Here is a 14,554-nt window from a genome sequence, read left to right as displayed (position 1 = left end):
AGTTATTGATTTTATATTTTAAAAATTATCTTTGCGCTCTGAAAAAAGAGGTATTTTCGTTAAACCTAAATAGCTATTTAATAAACACATACAGTAATGTCAAAAGTAATAGGAAAAGTTGCCCAAATCATTGGACCAGTAGTTGATGTTGTTTTCAACGGTAAAGATGTTGAACTTCCAAAAATTTATGATTCATTAGAAATCACTAAAAAAGACGGAACATTGTTAGTTCTTGAAGTACAATCTCACATCGGAGAAAATACAGTTCGTACAATATCAATGGACTCAACAGATGGTTTGAGTCGTGGATATGAAGTAGTTGGAACAGGAAACCCAATCCAAATGCCAATCGGTCCAGACGTATATGGTCGATTATTTAATGTAATCGGAGATGCAATTGATGGTTTAGGGGACTTGCCAAAAACAGGAGAAAATGGTTTGTCTATTCACAGACCAGCACCAAGATTCGAAGATCTATCAACTTCATCTGAAGTATTGTTCACAGGTATTAAAGTAATCGATTTGATTGAGCCTTACTCAAAAGGAGGAAAAATTGGATTGTTTGGTGGTGCAGGTGTTGGAAAAACAGTATTGATTCAGGAGTTGATTAACAATATCGCAAAAGGTCACGGTGGACTTTCTGTATTCGCAGGAGTAGGAGAAAGAACACGTGAAGGAAATGACTTACTTCGTGAGATGTTAGAGTCAGGTATTATTAAATACGGAGATGATTTCATGCACTCTATGGAAAATGGAGGATGGGATTTATCTAAAGTAGATATGCCAGGAATGAGAGAGTCTAAAGCTACTTTCGTTTTCGGACAAATGAATGAGCCACCTGGAGCTCGTGCACGTGTAGCACTTTCAGGATTATCTATCGCTGAGTATTTCCGTGATGGAGCAGGAACTGATCAAGGTAAAGACGTATTGTTTTTCGTTGATAACATCTTCCGTTTTACACAAGCAGGATCTGAGGTATCGGCACTTTTAGGTCGTATGCCATCTGCGGTAGGATACCAACCAACATTAGCAACAGAAATGGGTGCAATGCAGGAACGTATTACATCTACAAACAAAGGATCTATTACATCTGTACAAGCGGTTTACGTACCTGCGGATGATTTAACTGACCCGGCTCCGGCAACTACTTTTGCTCACTTAGATGCAACAACTGTATTGTCTCGTAAAATTGCTGAGTTAGGTATTTATCCAGCGGTAGATCCATTGGATTCTACTTCTAGAATCTTGACTCCACAAATTTTAGGTGATGAACACTATGATTGTGCACAAAGAGTAAAAGAAATTCTTCAAAAATACAAACAATTACAAGATATCATCGCGATTCTAGGTATGGAAGAGTTATCTGAAGAAGATAAATTATCTGTATCAAGAGCACGTCGTGTACAACGTTTCTTGTCTCAACCTTTCCACGTAGCGGAACAATTTACAGGTATTCCTGGAGTTTTGGTTGACATTAAAGATACTATCAAAGGATTTAATATGATTATTGATGGTGAGCTAGATCACCTTCCAGAAGCAGCATTTAACCTTAAAGGTTCTATTCAAGATGCTATCGAAGCTGGAGAGAAAATGTTGGCAGAAGCTTAATCTAGTTTTCAGTATTCAGTCACAGTATTCAGTACTGAGACTATTAACTGAGACTGTAAACTAAAAAAAGATGATTTTAGAAATAGTATCACCAGAAGCAAAATTATTTTCAGGAGAAGTTACTTCGGTTACACTACCAGGAGTAGATGGAAGTTTTCAAATCTTAAATAATCACGCGCCGATTGTTTCTTTGTTACAAAAAGGGACTGTGAAAATTGTAGGAACAAGTTTCAATTTCTCTAAAGAAGCAGCAGATAAATTCACGAAAGTAAATGATAAGACCTATACATTGGAAATCGTATCAGGAACAATCGAGATGAAAGACAATAAAATAATTGTTTTAGCAGACTAAGACAATTCAGAATAAAGTTGAAAAAGCCAGACATAATTTGTCTGGCTTTTTTGTTTTAGATTGATATTCATTTCTTATACGATTCCCCAAAAACCGCTAGAGATATAGGCGTTAACAGTAAATCCTGAAACAATTCCCCAAAAAATAATTCCTAAAGCACTTACAGTAAAAGCTTTTGCGAATTGAAGTTTTGTGTTTTTATTTAAAAACTTATAATAGAAAACAGTAAAATAGAGAAGCTGAAAAAGAAGAAAAAGTACTGTGGAGTAATTAGATGAAAGGTGGAATAATAAGGATATTGGTAGTATTAACAATGTGTTGATTAAAATACAAAAACCTAACATATACATTCCGGCGACTAGGTGTTCTGTGTAGTTGTAGTTTTCTTTTCTGTAAAAAAGCCAAAAGAAAAAGGCAGTAAGTGGTAAGGCCATCATCGCCATTAGATTGGAATATTTTTTTATGAAATGAAGCATTTTTTCTTTTCGTTCGTAAAGATGTATCATTTTTTCTTTCTGAGCAGGGTTGGAGATGCTATTCAGTTCCTGATTTTCTTTCTGAATATCTATGGGAGGTACTTCTTTTGGGATATTAGAAATAAAAACAAATATTGCCGCAATCAGGAGGAAAAAATTAAGCGGAGGGAAATATTTTTTTCTTTTTCCGTTTATGTATTCCTTCGCTACAATTCCACTTTTTAGTGTCAAATCTCTAATTAGTTGAAAAATCCCTTTATCGGCATGTGTAAAATAATGAACGGCTTCATGAAAAACTTCATGTGGATTTATGCGATGTAAATTGGCTTTTTGGCTACATTGTGGACAATAATTAAAACTAGAATTGTGGGGTGTTTCACAGTTTTTACAAATGGCTTTCATTTTTTTATTTTTAATGCAATATACAAATTACTGTGAATCAGTATGTAATTTAAGAATAAGGAAATGATTACTTTGTTTTGTTTAAGAATGTTTGTTATGTGCTGTGATTGTTTTTCTTTAAAACTTTCTATCTTTGGAGTATTAACATCTCTTTATAAAATATCGATTTTATTACAAAAGCGCAGTGATGCTTTTGTTTCATTCGCTTTATCAGCCTGATAAAAGCGAACATTATCTATGTCAAATTTTATAAAGAAAACAAATGAAAAATATAATAAAAGTTGCTGTTTTAGGCGGTGGCGGACGAACTGGTAAATATGTTGTTGACCAGTTGTTAAATAAAGGATTCGGTGTAAAGCTACTTCTTAGAAATCCTGAAAATCTCCAAAATACAAATCCATTAGTAGAAGTTGTTAAAGGCGATGCTATCGATGCTCATTCTATTCAAGTATTACTTAAAGGATGTCAAGCAGTGATAAGCACAATTGGGCAACGACAAGGAGAGCCTCTTGTGGCAAGTGAGGCTACAATTAATGTTCTTAAGGCAATGAATGAGTTTGGTATTCAGCGGTATGTTTTACTTGCAGGACTTAATATTGACACACCTTTTGATAAAAAAGGAGAAAAAACGATTCAGGCTACAGAATGGATGAAAGCTAATTTTCCTGTGATTCAGGAAGACAGACAAAAAACATATAATCTCTTGGTTGAAAGTAATGCTAATTGGACCCTTGTAAGAGTTCCGTTTATTGAATTTACAGATGCAAGTGCAGAAATTGCCGTAAGTCTTGAAGATTGTTTGGGTGATAAAATAAATGCTACTGATATAGCAGGTTTTATGGTCGATCAGATTTTTGATGATAAATTCATTAAACAATCACCTTTCATAGCAAATATCTAAAAATCTAATTATAAACAGCGAGTTAGATATGACTCGCTGTTTATTTAATAATGATAATCAATTTCATAACTTTGCTCTATGAAATTACCAGAAAATCTTATTCAAAAATTAGTTGTACGAAAGCAAAATAATGCACTTAGGCAATTGCCATATACGAGTGCATCAATTGATTTTACTTCCAATGACTATATTGGGTTTTCAAATTCTGCAGCAATTTTTAATAAAACACACCAATATTTGCTTGATATCAATTGTACTAAAAACGGAGCAACTGGTTCAAGATTAATTTCTGGTAATCATTCTCTCTATAAAATCACAGAAACGTTTATAGCTCAATTTCACGAGTCAGAATCGGCTTTAATCTTTAATTCGGGTTATGATGCCAATGTTGGTTTTTTTAGTGCTGTACCACAGCGTAATGATGTTATTTTGTGTGATGAATTAAGTCATGCTTCTATTCGGGATGGGATTTTGATGTCGAATGCTAAATCTTATAAATTTAATCATAATGATTTTGAAGATTTAGAAAGACTTATATTAAAACACCAAAACATTGCCATTCCGAGTGAAGAAAAGGAAAAGAAGACAGTTTTAAATACGATTTATATTGTAACCGAAAGTGTTTTTTCTATGGATGGCGATTGTCCAAATCTAGAGGAATTAGTAGTATTGTCTGAAAAATATAATTGTTACCTGGTTATTGATGAAGCTCATGCTTTAGGAGTTTTTGGCGAAAAGGGCGAGGGATTAGTACAATTTTTAGGATTACATAATCGGGTTTTTGCCAGAGTAATGACTTTTGGTAAAGGTTTAGGCTGTCATGGAGCAGCAGTTCTTGGTTCAGGAGAACTAAAAGAATACCTCGTTAACTTTGCAAGAAGTTTTATTTATACCACAGGATTATCTCCACATTCCGTAGCAACTATTTTTATTGCCTATCAGCAATTGGAAATAGAAAAAGAAACCATCGAAAAACTACGCCAAAACATCGTTTACTTCAACCAACAAAAAAAACTTCTAGGATTACAACCGATGTTTGTTCGAAGCAAATCGGCTATTCAATCAGCAATTATTCCTGGTAACGAAAATGTAAAAGAAGTTGCTAAAAAAATGCTGGATAAAGGGTTTGATGTAAAAGCTATTCTATCGCCAACAGTTCCAGAGGGACAAGAAAGATTACGTTTTTGTATTCATAGTTATAATACTTATGAAGAAATTTCGGAAGTGTTGCTTTTGCTAAGTAACGTCGTATATTAGCCCACGGATAATACAGATTCTACAGACTAACACGGATTGATTATGGCTGGCTTACTTCATAAAAAAATTACAGATTCAATTTTAAAAGCATATTATGCAGTTTACAATCAACTTGGTTATGGTTTTCTTGAGAAAGTGTATCAAAACGCAATGTACTTTGAACTAAAATCGTTGGGGTACAAAGTTGAAGCTCAAAAGCAAATTAAAGTTTATTTTAAGAGTCAATTAGTTGGAGAATATTATGCAGATTTATTAGTTGAGGACAAAGTTATAGTTGAACTCAAAGCTTGTGAGTTACTCATGAATGTACACATAGCACAGCTAATGAATTATTTGAAAGCAACCGAAATAGAAGTTGGATTACTCTTGAATTTTGGAGAAGACCCAGAATTCAAGCGAATTATATATACAAACGATAAAAAACAAACTAAAAAATCTGTGATAATCAGTTAAATCTGTGTTATCCGTGTGCCAATCTATGAAATTATTTATAACAGGAATATCCACTGATGTTGGTAAAACAATTGCTTCGGCTATAATTGTAGAAGCGCTGGAAGCTGATTATTGGAAACCAATTCAAGCAGGGGATTTAGAGAATTCGGATACGGCAAAAGTTCAATTAAGAATTTCAAATAATAAGTCTCAGTTTCATAAAAATGCTTATGCTTTAAATACGCCAGCAAGTCCACATCTGGCAGCAGAAATTGATAGAGTTACTATTGATTTAAAAGAAATAATTGAGCCAATAAGCGATAATCATTTGGTTATAGAAGGGGCAGGAGGACTTTTTGTTCCATTAAATAATAAAGAATTTGTTCTCGATTTAATTCAGCCAGATTATAAAGTAATTGTGGTTTCCAGACATTATTTAGGAAGTATCAATCATACATTGCTGACTATTGAAGCATTGAAGAATCGAAAATTAAATATTGCAGGAATTATTTTTAGCGGAAGCGAAAACAAATCTTCTGAAACAATTATTCTTAATAGTACCGGAATAAAATGTATTGGTCGAATTGATGAAGAGCCTTATTTTGATCAAAACGTTATTAAGGAATATGCCGATTTATTTAGAGAGAATTTGCTTGGTTTATAGAAGGAGAAATTAGAGACAAGAGAGCAGAAGCAAGAGGATTGAGAAAAGATTGTAGATGAAAGTGGATGGAATGTAGAGGCGAGATTATGGAATAAAGAAAATAGACTTTCCTATCTTTGCTAAAATCTATAGATGTTTAGTCTTTTCTTTCTAAACTCTATTTTCTATATTCTAAATAAAATGACATTATCCGAAAAAGACAGCCAATACCTTTGGCATCCTTATACCCAACATAAAACCGCAGCAGTTCCTATCGCCATTTCTAGAGGAGAAGGCGCATTACTTTGGGACGAAAACAATAAAGAATATATAGATGCGATTGCCTCTTGGTGGGTTAACCCCTTTGGGCATAGTAATCGTTTTATTGCCGATGCGATTTACAAACAATTAACTACTCTGGAACACGTTTTGTTTGGCGGTTTTACACATGAACCAGCAATTGTTCTTGCCGAAAGACTCATCGAAATTTTACCAAAGAACCAACAGAAAATATTTTTTTCAGACAATGGTTCTACAGCGGTAGAAGTTGCGATAAAAGTAGCTTTGCAATATTTTTTTAATAAAGGAGAAAAACGTACTACTATTATTGCTTTTGAAAATGCTTTTCATGGAGATACATTTGCTGCAATGGCTGCAAGCGGAATTTCATTTTATACACAAGCTTTTCAGGGGATGTTTATAGATGTTGTTCGAATTCCTGTTCCTGTAAAAGGACAAGAGCAAGTAAGTTTTGATGCTTTAAAAGAAGTAATAAAAGATAAGAATTGTGCAGGATTTATTTTTGAACCTTTGGTGCAAGGAGCAGCTGGAATGGTAATGTATGAGCCGGATGCATTGGCAACTTTAATCCAGATTTGTGCAGCAAATAATGTTCTTACTATTGCCGATGAAGTTATGACGGGCTTTGGTAAAACAGGAAAAACATTTGCGATGGATTATCTGGATGAAAACCCAGATATGATATGTCTTTCGAAAGCATTAACAGGAGGAACTATCCCGATGGCTATTACGACTTTTACCCAAGAAGTTTTTGATGCGTTTTACGATGATGATATTAATAAAGCATTGTTTCATGGGCATACCTTTACGGCTAATCCTACAGGATGCGCAGCAGCTCTGGCAAGTATCGATTTATTGCAAACAGAGGAAATGCAAGCTAATATTGTACGTATAAATAAAAGCCATTTACATTTTCAGGATAAAATAAAAAATCACTCAAAAGTTATTACAACCAGAGTTTTAGGAGTTATTTTTGCATTGGAAATAAAATCTGATTCTGAAGAAAGTTATTACGGTTCGATGAGAACGAAGCTTTATAATTTCTTTATTGATAAAGGAGTTGTTCTAAGACCAGTTGGGAATATAGTTTACATTTTGCCGCCATACATTATTAGTGATGAGCAGCTTGAAAAAGTATATTCGATTATTGAAGAAGCTCTAGAAATGGTTTGATAAATTTAGACTTCTTAGATTTTTAGACTATTAGATTAGTTAGACTTTTGGATTTAATTAATTATTAAAACCTTGCGAATTTTCGGTTAAATAAAATATTGACATTGAATAAAAAAATTGCCATAACAGCCTTTTCTTCTATTTCACCTTTAGGAAATAATCCAAAAGATATTTGGGAGAATTACTTAAATAACAAACATTGTTTTACTGTACAGCAACTAGATAAACAAGAAACTCCTGTTGCTGCACTTACTCCAGATTCTAAGCAAATTGTGGAACAAGTGCGTAATTCGGATATTAAATATAAATTTCTTGATAATAGTGTTTTGTTTGCTTTGGTAGCATCTCGAGAAGCAATAAAAAATTCAGGTTGGGATTCTGATGCTGTTTTTGGGATTAATATAGGTTCTTCTCGTGGAGCTACCGATTTATTCGAAAAACATTTTCAGGAATATTTAGAAACCGGAAAAGCACAAACATTAGCATCTCCAACAACTACATTAGGCAATATCTCTTCTTGGATAGCACACGATTTACAAAGTTCGGGTCCAGAAATTTCGCATTCAATAACTTGTTCAACTGCTTTACACGCTTTACTAAATGGGGTGGCATGGTTAAGAGCAGAAATGGTTGATAAATTTTTGGTTGGAGGAAGCGAAGCTCCATTAACAGATTTTACGATTGCACAAATGCGAGCTTTAAAAATTTATTCTCGGGCAGATTTGATTGCCGATAAATGGCCAAATCTAGCATTCGATTTAAATAAAACTCAAAATACTATGGTTCTGGGAGAAGGAGCTGCAGTATGTTGTCTTGAAGCTGGAGAAAAAGAAAACGCCATTGCTTATGTTATAGGTGTGGGATATGCTACAGAAGTTTTAGAACACAATATATCGATCTCTGCTGAAGCTACTTGTTTTCAAAAATCAATGAAAATGGCTCTGGAAGGAATTAATCCAGAAGATGTAGATGTGATTGTTATGCATGCTCCAGGAACTATAAAAGGAGATTTAACAGAATATAAAGCAATCCAAAAGATATTTGCCGAGACTAAACTTCCTCTGCTTACCACTAATAAATGGAAGATTGGGCATACTTTTGGGGCTTCGGGAATATTGAGTGTAGAAATGGCAATCTTAATGATGCAACACAATACATTTATAGGAGTTCCTTTTGCGGAAGCACAACAACAAATGAAACCTATAAAAAAGGTATTGATAAATGCAGTTGGTTTTGGAGGAAATGCGGTGAGTATTTTACTCGAAAAAGCCTAATAAATATTTAGACTCTGTTAGACAAATTTTACAGATTTGATGTAAGTAATTTGATGCAGATTGTCTGTTTGAACGGAGTCGAAGATTTATCTATACTTAAATATAAAAACTACTTGACATTGGTTTCAAGTTCCTTTACTTTTTCATAAACCATATTGCTTTCAAAACCTCGGCGCAATACATAATCACAAAATTTTTTACGCTTTTTGAGTTGATTGTTTTCGTGTAAATTATCCCAACATTTTTGCGTTAATTTTTCAAATGTTTCTAGATATTCATCATTACTAATTCCTGCAAGTGCAAGGTTGATATTGGTTGATGTAATATGACGTGCCTTAAGTTCGTTTATAATTCTTATTTTTCCCCATTGCTTTATGCGATGCTTTCCTTGTGCAAAACTACAAGCAAAACGAGTTTCATTTAGGAAGTTATCTGTAATAAGTTGTACCACAATAGAGTCTATTTCGTCTGGTGTCATTTTTAGACTATATAGCTTAGATACCACCTCGTCATGACAACGTTCCTGATAAGCACAAAAATGTTCTAGTTTTTGTAATGCTTCTTTGGGAGTACAATCCGTTTTCATATAGTCTATTGTAGTTTTAGTATTGAATAAAGAACAAATGTAAAGCTTTAATTTTTTTTCAAAAACTTGTTTTGCCTCGAAAGTCTATTTCGAAATAATCTTACTTAAAAAGACTTATGTAAATCATCTAGTAGAGATAGAGATTTTTATATCAAATTGTGATAATTGAGAGGTATTGCCTTGTAATTTGTTAAATATATGATAAAACCTCAATCTTAAACGTTGTAATACATGATAATATGAACAATATATGAACTTCTTTTAGGAATTTTTAGTTAAATTTAAGAATGTATTGCATAAGTATCTTTGCCCTAATAAGTTACGTTGTATGATTTTTTTTTGAGAAAAGAATATGATTCTGATAAATCTTCAATCAGTATCGACATCTTTTCAATACCACTCATAAATATTACAAAGAGTTAATCGATTTTTTTTATCATTAAAACCTACTATTATGAGACTAAAATTATCTTTGTTTTTCGTTTTTATTATTACTTATTCGTGGTCTCAGACTACGACTCCGTTTACAACAAGTGGTACATTTAATGTGCCTGCAGGAATTACAAGTATTACTACTCAAGCCTGGGGTGGAGGTGGATCTGGAGGAGGAGCCGGTGGTGCAGGGTTACTTGCAGGAAGAGGTGCTGCGGGAGGAGGAGGAGGAGCTTACGTAAGTTCTCTACTTACAGTTACTCCAGGAGCAGCTTTGAATGTAGTTGTAGCAGGCCAGACAGCAGGAACAACAGGCAATGGAACAGCAGGCGGTAGTTCTACTATTACAGGTTTTGAAGCTTTATTTTTTGCGGTTGGAGGATCGGGAGGAGGATCTAATAATACTGGAACAGCTCCAGGAGCAGCTGCAGGAGGTACAGTTGCAGCTTCGGCGGGAGGTACAAGGATTGCAGGAGGTGCAGGAGGTGCAGGAGATTCAGCAGGATTATCTTTAGGTCTTTTTTCAGGAGTAGGTGGTACTGGTGGAAATTCTGGTGGGGCAGGAGGAGCAGCTAATTCAAGTTTAATTTTGGGAACTGCCCCTGGGAAAATAGGTACTGCCCCTGGTGGAGGTGGAAGTGGAGCAATAAACTCTGCGTTAGGAAGTCCTCAAATAGGAGGTATAGGAGGTGCTGGAGAAGTATTGATTACTTATACCTGTCCTACTTATAACATTACAGGCGCTAGCGCAACAAATGTATGTATATCTGTAGGTACAACATCTACAGTAACAGTAACGGCGAGTGCTGCATTATTGCCTGTTGGTAATTATGTAGTTACCTACAATAGGAGTAATCCAAGTGCTGGTGGTACAGGATTAACTGCAAATATGACTGTTAGTACGGCTGGAACTGGATTTTTTACAGCTACGGGACTAACTACAGCAGGATCTAGTACTATAACAGTTACTGCGCTTACGTCAGGATCTTGTTCATCAACGGTTAATTTTGGGGCTACATTAAGTGTAAGCGCTTTGCCTACGATAACATTAGCAGCCACTGCAGCGAGTGTTTGTTCTAGTGCTAGCGTACAAAATACCACATTAAGTTATAGCGCTACAACAAATACTCCCACAACATATAGTATTACTTGGAACGCATCACCTACAAATACTTTTGCAGCAGTGACTGATGCAGCATTATCAGCAAGTCCTATTACGATTGTTGTTCCTGCAGGTACAGTTGCGGGTACTTATACAGGCACATTAACCGTAAAAACTGCAGCAGGTTGTGTTAGTAGTCCCGCTTCAACTTTTACAGTAACGGTAAATCCGACGCCAACAATAACATTAGCAGCAGCTACAACAAGTGTATGTCCTAGTGCAAGTGCTCAGAATACTACATTAAGTTATAGTGCTACATCAGGTACTCCCACAACATATAGCATTACTTGGAATGCATCTCCCACAAATACTTTTGCAGCAGTTACGGATGCTTCTTTACCAGCAAGTCCTATTACGATAGTTGTTCCAGCGGGTACAATTGCAGGTACTTATACAGGCACACTAACCGTAAAAACCGCAGCGGGTTGTGTTAGTAGCCCTGCCTCAACTTTTACAGTAACGGTAAATCCGACTCCAACAATAACATTAGCGGGATCGGCAGTAACAGTTTGTTCAAGCGCTAGTGCTCAAAATACCACATTGAGTTATAGCGCAACATCAGGCACTCCCACAACATATAGTATTACTTGGAATGCATCGCCAACAAATACTTTTGCAGCAGTGACTGATGCAGCATTACCAGCAAGTCCTATTACGATTGTTGTTCCTGCAGGTACAGTTGCGGGTACTTATACAGGCACATTAACCGTAAAAACTGCAGCAGGTTGTGTTAGTAGTCCCGCTTCAACTTTTACAGTAACGGTAAATCCGACTCCAACAATAACATTAGCAGCATCAGCAGCTAGTGTCTGCTCAAGTGTAAGCGCCCAAAATACTACATTAAGTTATAGCGGAATAACAAATACTCCCACAACATATAGTATTGTTTGGAATGGATCTCCCACAAATACTTTTGCAGCAGTTACAGATGCTTCTTTACCAGCGAGCCCTATTACGATTGTTGTTCCGGGAGGTACAATTGCAGGTACTTATACAGGCACACTAACCGTAAAAACTGCAGCAGGTTGTGTTAGTAGTTCCGCATCAACTTTTACAGTGACAGTAAATCCGACTCCAACAATAACATTAGCAGCATCAGCAGCTAGTGTCTGCTCAAGTGTAAGCGCCCAAAATACTACATTAAGTTATAGCGGAATAACAAATACTCCCACAACATATAGTATTGTTTGGAATGGATCTCCCACAAATACTTTTGCAGCAGTTACAGATGCTTCTTTACCAGCGAGCCCTATTACGATTGTTGTTCCGGGAGGTACAATTGCAGGTACTTATACAGGCACACTAACCGTAAAAACTGCAGCAGGTTGTGTTAGTAGTTCCGCATCAACTTTTACAGTGACAGTAAATCCGACTCCAACAATAACATTAGCAGCATCAGCAGCTAGCGTTTGCTCAAGTGTAAGCGCCCAAAATACTACATTAAGTTATAGCGGAATAACAAATACTCCCACAACATATAGTATTGTTTGGAATGGATCTCCCACAAATACTTTTGCAGCAGTTACAGATGCTTCTTTACCAGCGAGCCCTATTACGATTGTTGTTCCAGGAGGTACAATTGCAGGTACTTATACAGGCACATTAACCGTAAAAACTGCAGCAGGTTGTGTTAGTAGTTCCGCTTCAACTTTTACAGTAACGGTAAATGCAACACCAACAGCTCCAGTTATTGGAGTTATTACACCACCAACATGTGCGGTTTCTACAGGAAGTGTTGCTTTAAGTGGGTTACCTTCTGGCAGTTGGTCGATAGTAACAAATCCAGCCACTATTACTACCACAGGTTCAGGAACAAGTACTGTTATTAGTAATCTTGCACCAAATACATATACTTTTATAGTAAGTAACTTAACAACAAGTTGTACTTCTGCAGCATCTCTTCCCGCTATAGTTCCTACTTTGGTTACTAATAGTTGGAGCGGTTCCGGATGGTCTAGTGGTACACCAACGGCAAATCAAAATATTATTTTCTCAGCAGATTATACTTCTGCAACAGGACAAGCAGGTGATTTAACTGCTTGTTCTTGCCAGGTGAATTTGACAGCTAAAGTTACAATTAAGGCGGGAGCAACTTTAGCTATTACTAATTCGGTTACAGTAGCTTCTACGGCTAGTTTAAAATTTGAGGATAAAGCGAGTTTATTTCAGGTAAATGATAATGCAGTTAATAGCGGTAAAATTATCTATGAACGTATTTCTGCACAGATGAAAGATCAGGATTACGTTTATTGGTCATCACCAGTATTTGGACAAAAATTTAGTACACTGTCATTAGGAACTAAATCATGTTTTGCTTTTAATATTGCGACAAATAGTTGGATATATGCAGATGATAATATGGAAATTGGTAGGGGATACACTATAAAAGCACGTAATTCTGGTCCATTTCCTTATGATCAAAAAGTAGCTTTTGAAGGGACTCCTAATAATGGGTTACTTACTCTTGGTACACCAACTAAATTTGATGAGTATATTTTGGTAGGGAATCCATATCCTTCGGCTTTATTTGCAGATGATTTTTTAAGAGGGAATTCTACTATTTTAGAAGGGACTTTATATTTCTGGACGCATGTTACCCCACTTGGACTTCAAGGTGGTAAATTGAATTATGCATCTGAAGATTATGCAACATATAATTTTACAGGTGGGGTTACTCCTGGTGAGGGAACTGGTTCAGGTTCAGGAAGTGCTCCACCATTAGGATATATTGCGGCAGGACAGTCTTTTTTTGTTAATGCAAAAATTGGAGGTGCACAAGTAACTTTCAATAATAGTATGCGTGCTTCTGGGCAAAACGGACAATTTTACAGACCTGGCAAAACTAGAAAAGCAACTGCTATAGAAAAAAATCGAGTGTGGTTAAATCTTACGAATAAAGAAGGTGCATTTAAACAAATATTGGTAGGTTATATCGAAGGAGCAACAGATGATTATGAAAGTATGTTTGACGGAATTTCTCTAAACGGAAATACTTTTATTAATTTTTACAGTGTTCTTAAAGATAAAAAACTCAGTATTCAGGGACGTGCCATACCATTTAAAGAAACCGATTTGGTGTACTTAGGATATAGTTCAGAAATAGCTGGAGATTTTACAATTGAGATAGATGATGCAGATGGTTTATTAGCAGATCATACTATTTATCTTGAGGATAAAGTTACAGGTACTATACAGGATTTGCGTCAAAAAGGATATACGTTTACCACAGCCAAAACTGATGGTGTCGATAATCGATTTGTATTGCGATATACTAATAAAACTTTAGGTACAGGAGAGTTTGAAGCAACAGAAGATATAGTCAGAATAGCTGTTGAAAATAAAGAGATTCAAATCAATACACTTAATCAAACTATAGATGCCGTATATGTTTACGATACATCGGGCAAACTACTTTATCAGAAAGATAAAATAGGAAATCCTAAATTGACAATAGAAAACTTAAAATTAAGTAATCAGGTTTTAATCGTAAAAGTTATTCTTGATAATAAACATACCGAAACCAAGAAAGTGATTTACTAAATAAAACTTAGATTAA

At 35.4% G+C, this 14,554-nt stretch carries 11 protein-coding genes; 9 read left to right on the top strand and 2 right to left on the bottom strand.

Annotated features, from left to right (window positions below; translation table 11 throughout):
- Window positions 1-96 precede the first annotated feature (96 nt).
- Window positions 97-1,608, top strand: a complete 1,512-nt coding sequence (atpD, locus tag SHI72_RS20150; protein WP_039113236.1) for a F0F1 ATP synthase subunit beta — start codon at window positions 97-99, stop codon at window positions 1,606-1,608.
- A gap of 70 nt (window positions 1,609-1,678) precedes the next feature.
- On the top strand, window positions 1,679-1,960 hold the full coding sequence (locus SHI72_RS20145; RefSeq protein WP_039113235.1) for a F0F1 ATP synthase subunit epsilon: 282 nt from the start codon (window positions 1,679-1,681) through the stop codon (window positions 1,958-1,960).
- 74 nt (window positions 1,961-2,034) lie between these two features.
- Here the strand turns inward: SHI72_RS20145 and SHI72_RS20140 are convergent, their stop codons facing one another.
- A complete protein-coding gene (locus SHI72_RS20140; protein WP_323491185.1) occupies window positions 2,035-2,838 on the bottom strand; it encodes a DUF3667 domain-containing protein in 804 nt (267 codons plus the stop codon).
- Window positions 2,839-3,100: 262 nt separating this feature from the next.
- On the opposite strand from SHI72_RS20140, the gene SHI72_RS20135 reads away from it, so the two are divergent.
- From SHI72_RS20135 to SHI72_RS20110, 6 genes are all read left to right on the top strand, one after another.
- Window positions 3,101-3,739: an NAD(P)-dependent oxidoreductase gene (locus SHI72_RS20135; protein WP_323491184.1), complete on the top strand. Its 639-nt coding sequence runs from the start codon at window positions 3,101-3,103 to the stop codon at window positions 3,737-3,739.
- A gap of 78 nt (window positions 3,740-3,817) precedes the next feature.
- Window positions 3,818-4,996, top strand: coding sequence for a pyridoxal phosphate-dependent aminotransferase family protein (locus SHI72_RS20130; RefSeq protein WP_323491183.1), 1,179 nt, complete (start codon window positions 3,818-3,820; stop codon window positions 4,994-4,996).
- 42 nt (window positions 4,997-5,038) lie between these two features.
- Window positions 5,039-5,449: a GxxExxY protein gene (locus SHI72_RS20125; protein WP_323491182.1), complete on the top strand. Its 411-nt coding sequence runs from the start codon at window positions 5,039-5,041 to the stop codon at window positions 5,447-5,449.
- 25 nt (window positions 5,450-5,474) lie between these two features.
- Window positions 5,475-6,092, top strand: coding sequence for a dethiobiotin synthase (bioD, locus tag SHI72_RS20120; RefSeq protein WP_323491181.1), 618 nt, complete (start codon window positions 5,475-5,477; stop codon window positions 6,090-6,092).
- 180 nt (window positions 6,093-6,272) lie between these two features.
- A complete protein-coding gene (bioA, locus tag SHI72_RS20115) occupies window positions 6,273-7,544 on the top strand; it encodes an adenosylmethionine--8-amino-7-oxononanoate transaminase (protein WP_323491180.1) in 1,272 nt (423 codons plus the stop codon).
- Between the two features lie 104 nt (window positions 7,545-7,648).
- Entirely contained in the window at window positions 7,649-8,818 is a 1,170-nt protein-coding gene (locus SHI72_RS20110; protein WP_323491179.1) for a beta-ketoacyl synthase N-terminal-like domain-containing protein, read from the top strand.
- A 109-nt stretch (window positions 8,819-8,927) separates the two neighbouring features.
- Here the strand turns inward: SHI72_RS20110 and SHI72_RS20105 are convergent, their stop codons facing one another.
- Window positions 8,928-9,404, bottom strand: coding sequence for a regulatory protein RecX (locus SHI72_RS20105; RefSeq protein WP_323491178.1), 477 nt, complete (start codon window positions 9,402-9,404; stop codon window positions 8,928-8,930).
- A 454-nt stretch (window positions 9,405-9,858) separates the two neighbouring features.
- Here SHI72_RS20105 and SHI72_RS20100 point away from each other — a divergent pair, with 454 nt between their 5' ends.
- Entirely contained in the window at window positions 9,859-14,538 is a 4,680-nt protein-coding gene (locus SHI72_RS20100) for a T9SS sorting signal type C domain-containing protein (RefSeq protein ID WP_323491177.1), read from the top strand.
- The last annotated feature ends 16 nt before the right edge of the window (window positions 14,539-14,554 follow it).

Source organism: Flavobacterium sp. PL02, from assembly GCF_035013205.1.
In the GTDB taxonomy this organism is placed as follows: domain Bacteria; phylum Bacteroidota; class Bacteroidia; order Flavobacteriales; family Flavobacteriaceae; genus Flavobacterium.
Note: the sequence above shows the minus strand (reverse complement) of the source record. Positions and strands in the feature narration are given on the sequence as shown.

What these genes read in the sequence shown, in the direction of transcription:
- SHI72_RS20130 (WP_323491183.1), top strand. Translation starts at nt 3,818, where the DNA reads ATGAAATTACCAGAAAATCTTATTCAAAAATTAGTTGTACGAAAGCAA.
- SHI72_RS20100 (WP_323491177.1), top strand. Translation starts at nt 9,859, where the DNA reads ATGAGACTAAAATTATCTTTGTTTTTCGTTTTTATTATTACTTATTCG.
- SHI72_RS20140 (WP_323491185.1), bottom strand. Translation starts at nt 2,838, where the DNA reads ATGAAAGCCATTTGTAAAAACTGTGAAACACCCCACAATTCTAGTTTT.
- atpD (WP_039113236.1), top strand. Translation starts at nt 97, where the DNA reads ATGTCAAAAGTAATAGGAAAAGTTGCCCAAATCATTGGACCAGTAGTT.
- bioD (WP_323491181.1), top strand. Translation starts at nt 5,475, where the DNA reads ATGAAATTATTTATAACAGGAATATCCACTGATGTTGGTAAAACAATT.
- SHI72_RS20145 (WP_039113235.1), top strand. Translation starts at nt 1,679, where the DNA reads ATGATTTTAGAAATAGTATCACCAGAAGCAAAATTATTTTCAGGAGAA.
- SHI72_RS20105 (WP_323491178.1), bottom strand. Translation starts at nt 9,404, where the DNA reads ATGAAAACGGATTGTACTCCCAAAGAAGCATTACAAAAACTAGAACAT.
- SHI72_RS20125 (WP_323491182.1), top strand. Translation starts at nt 5,039, where the DNA reads ATGGCTGGCTTACTTCATAAAAAAATTACAGATTCAATTTTAAAAGCA.
- bioA (WP_323491180.1), top strand. Translation starts at nt 6,273, where the DNA reads ATGACATTATCCGAAAAAGACAGCCAATACCTTTGGCATCCTTATACC.
- SHI72_RS20135 (WP_323491184.1), top strand. Translation starts at nt 3,101, where the DNA reads ATGAAAAATATAATAAAAGTTGCTGTTTTAGGCGGTGGCGGACGAACT.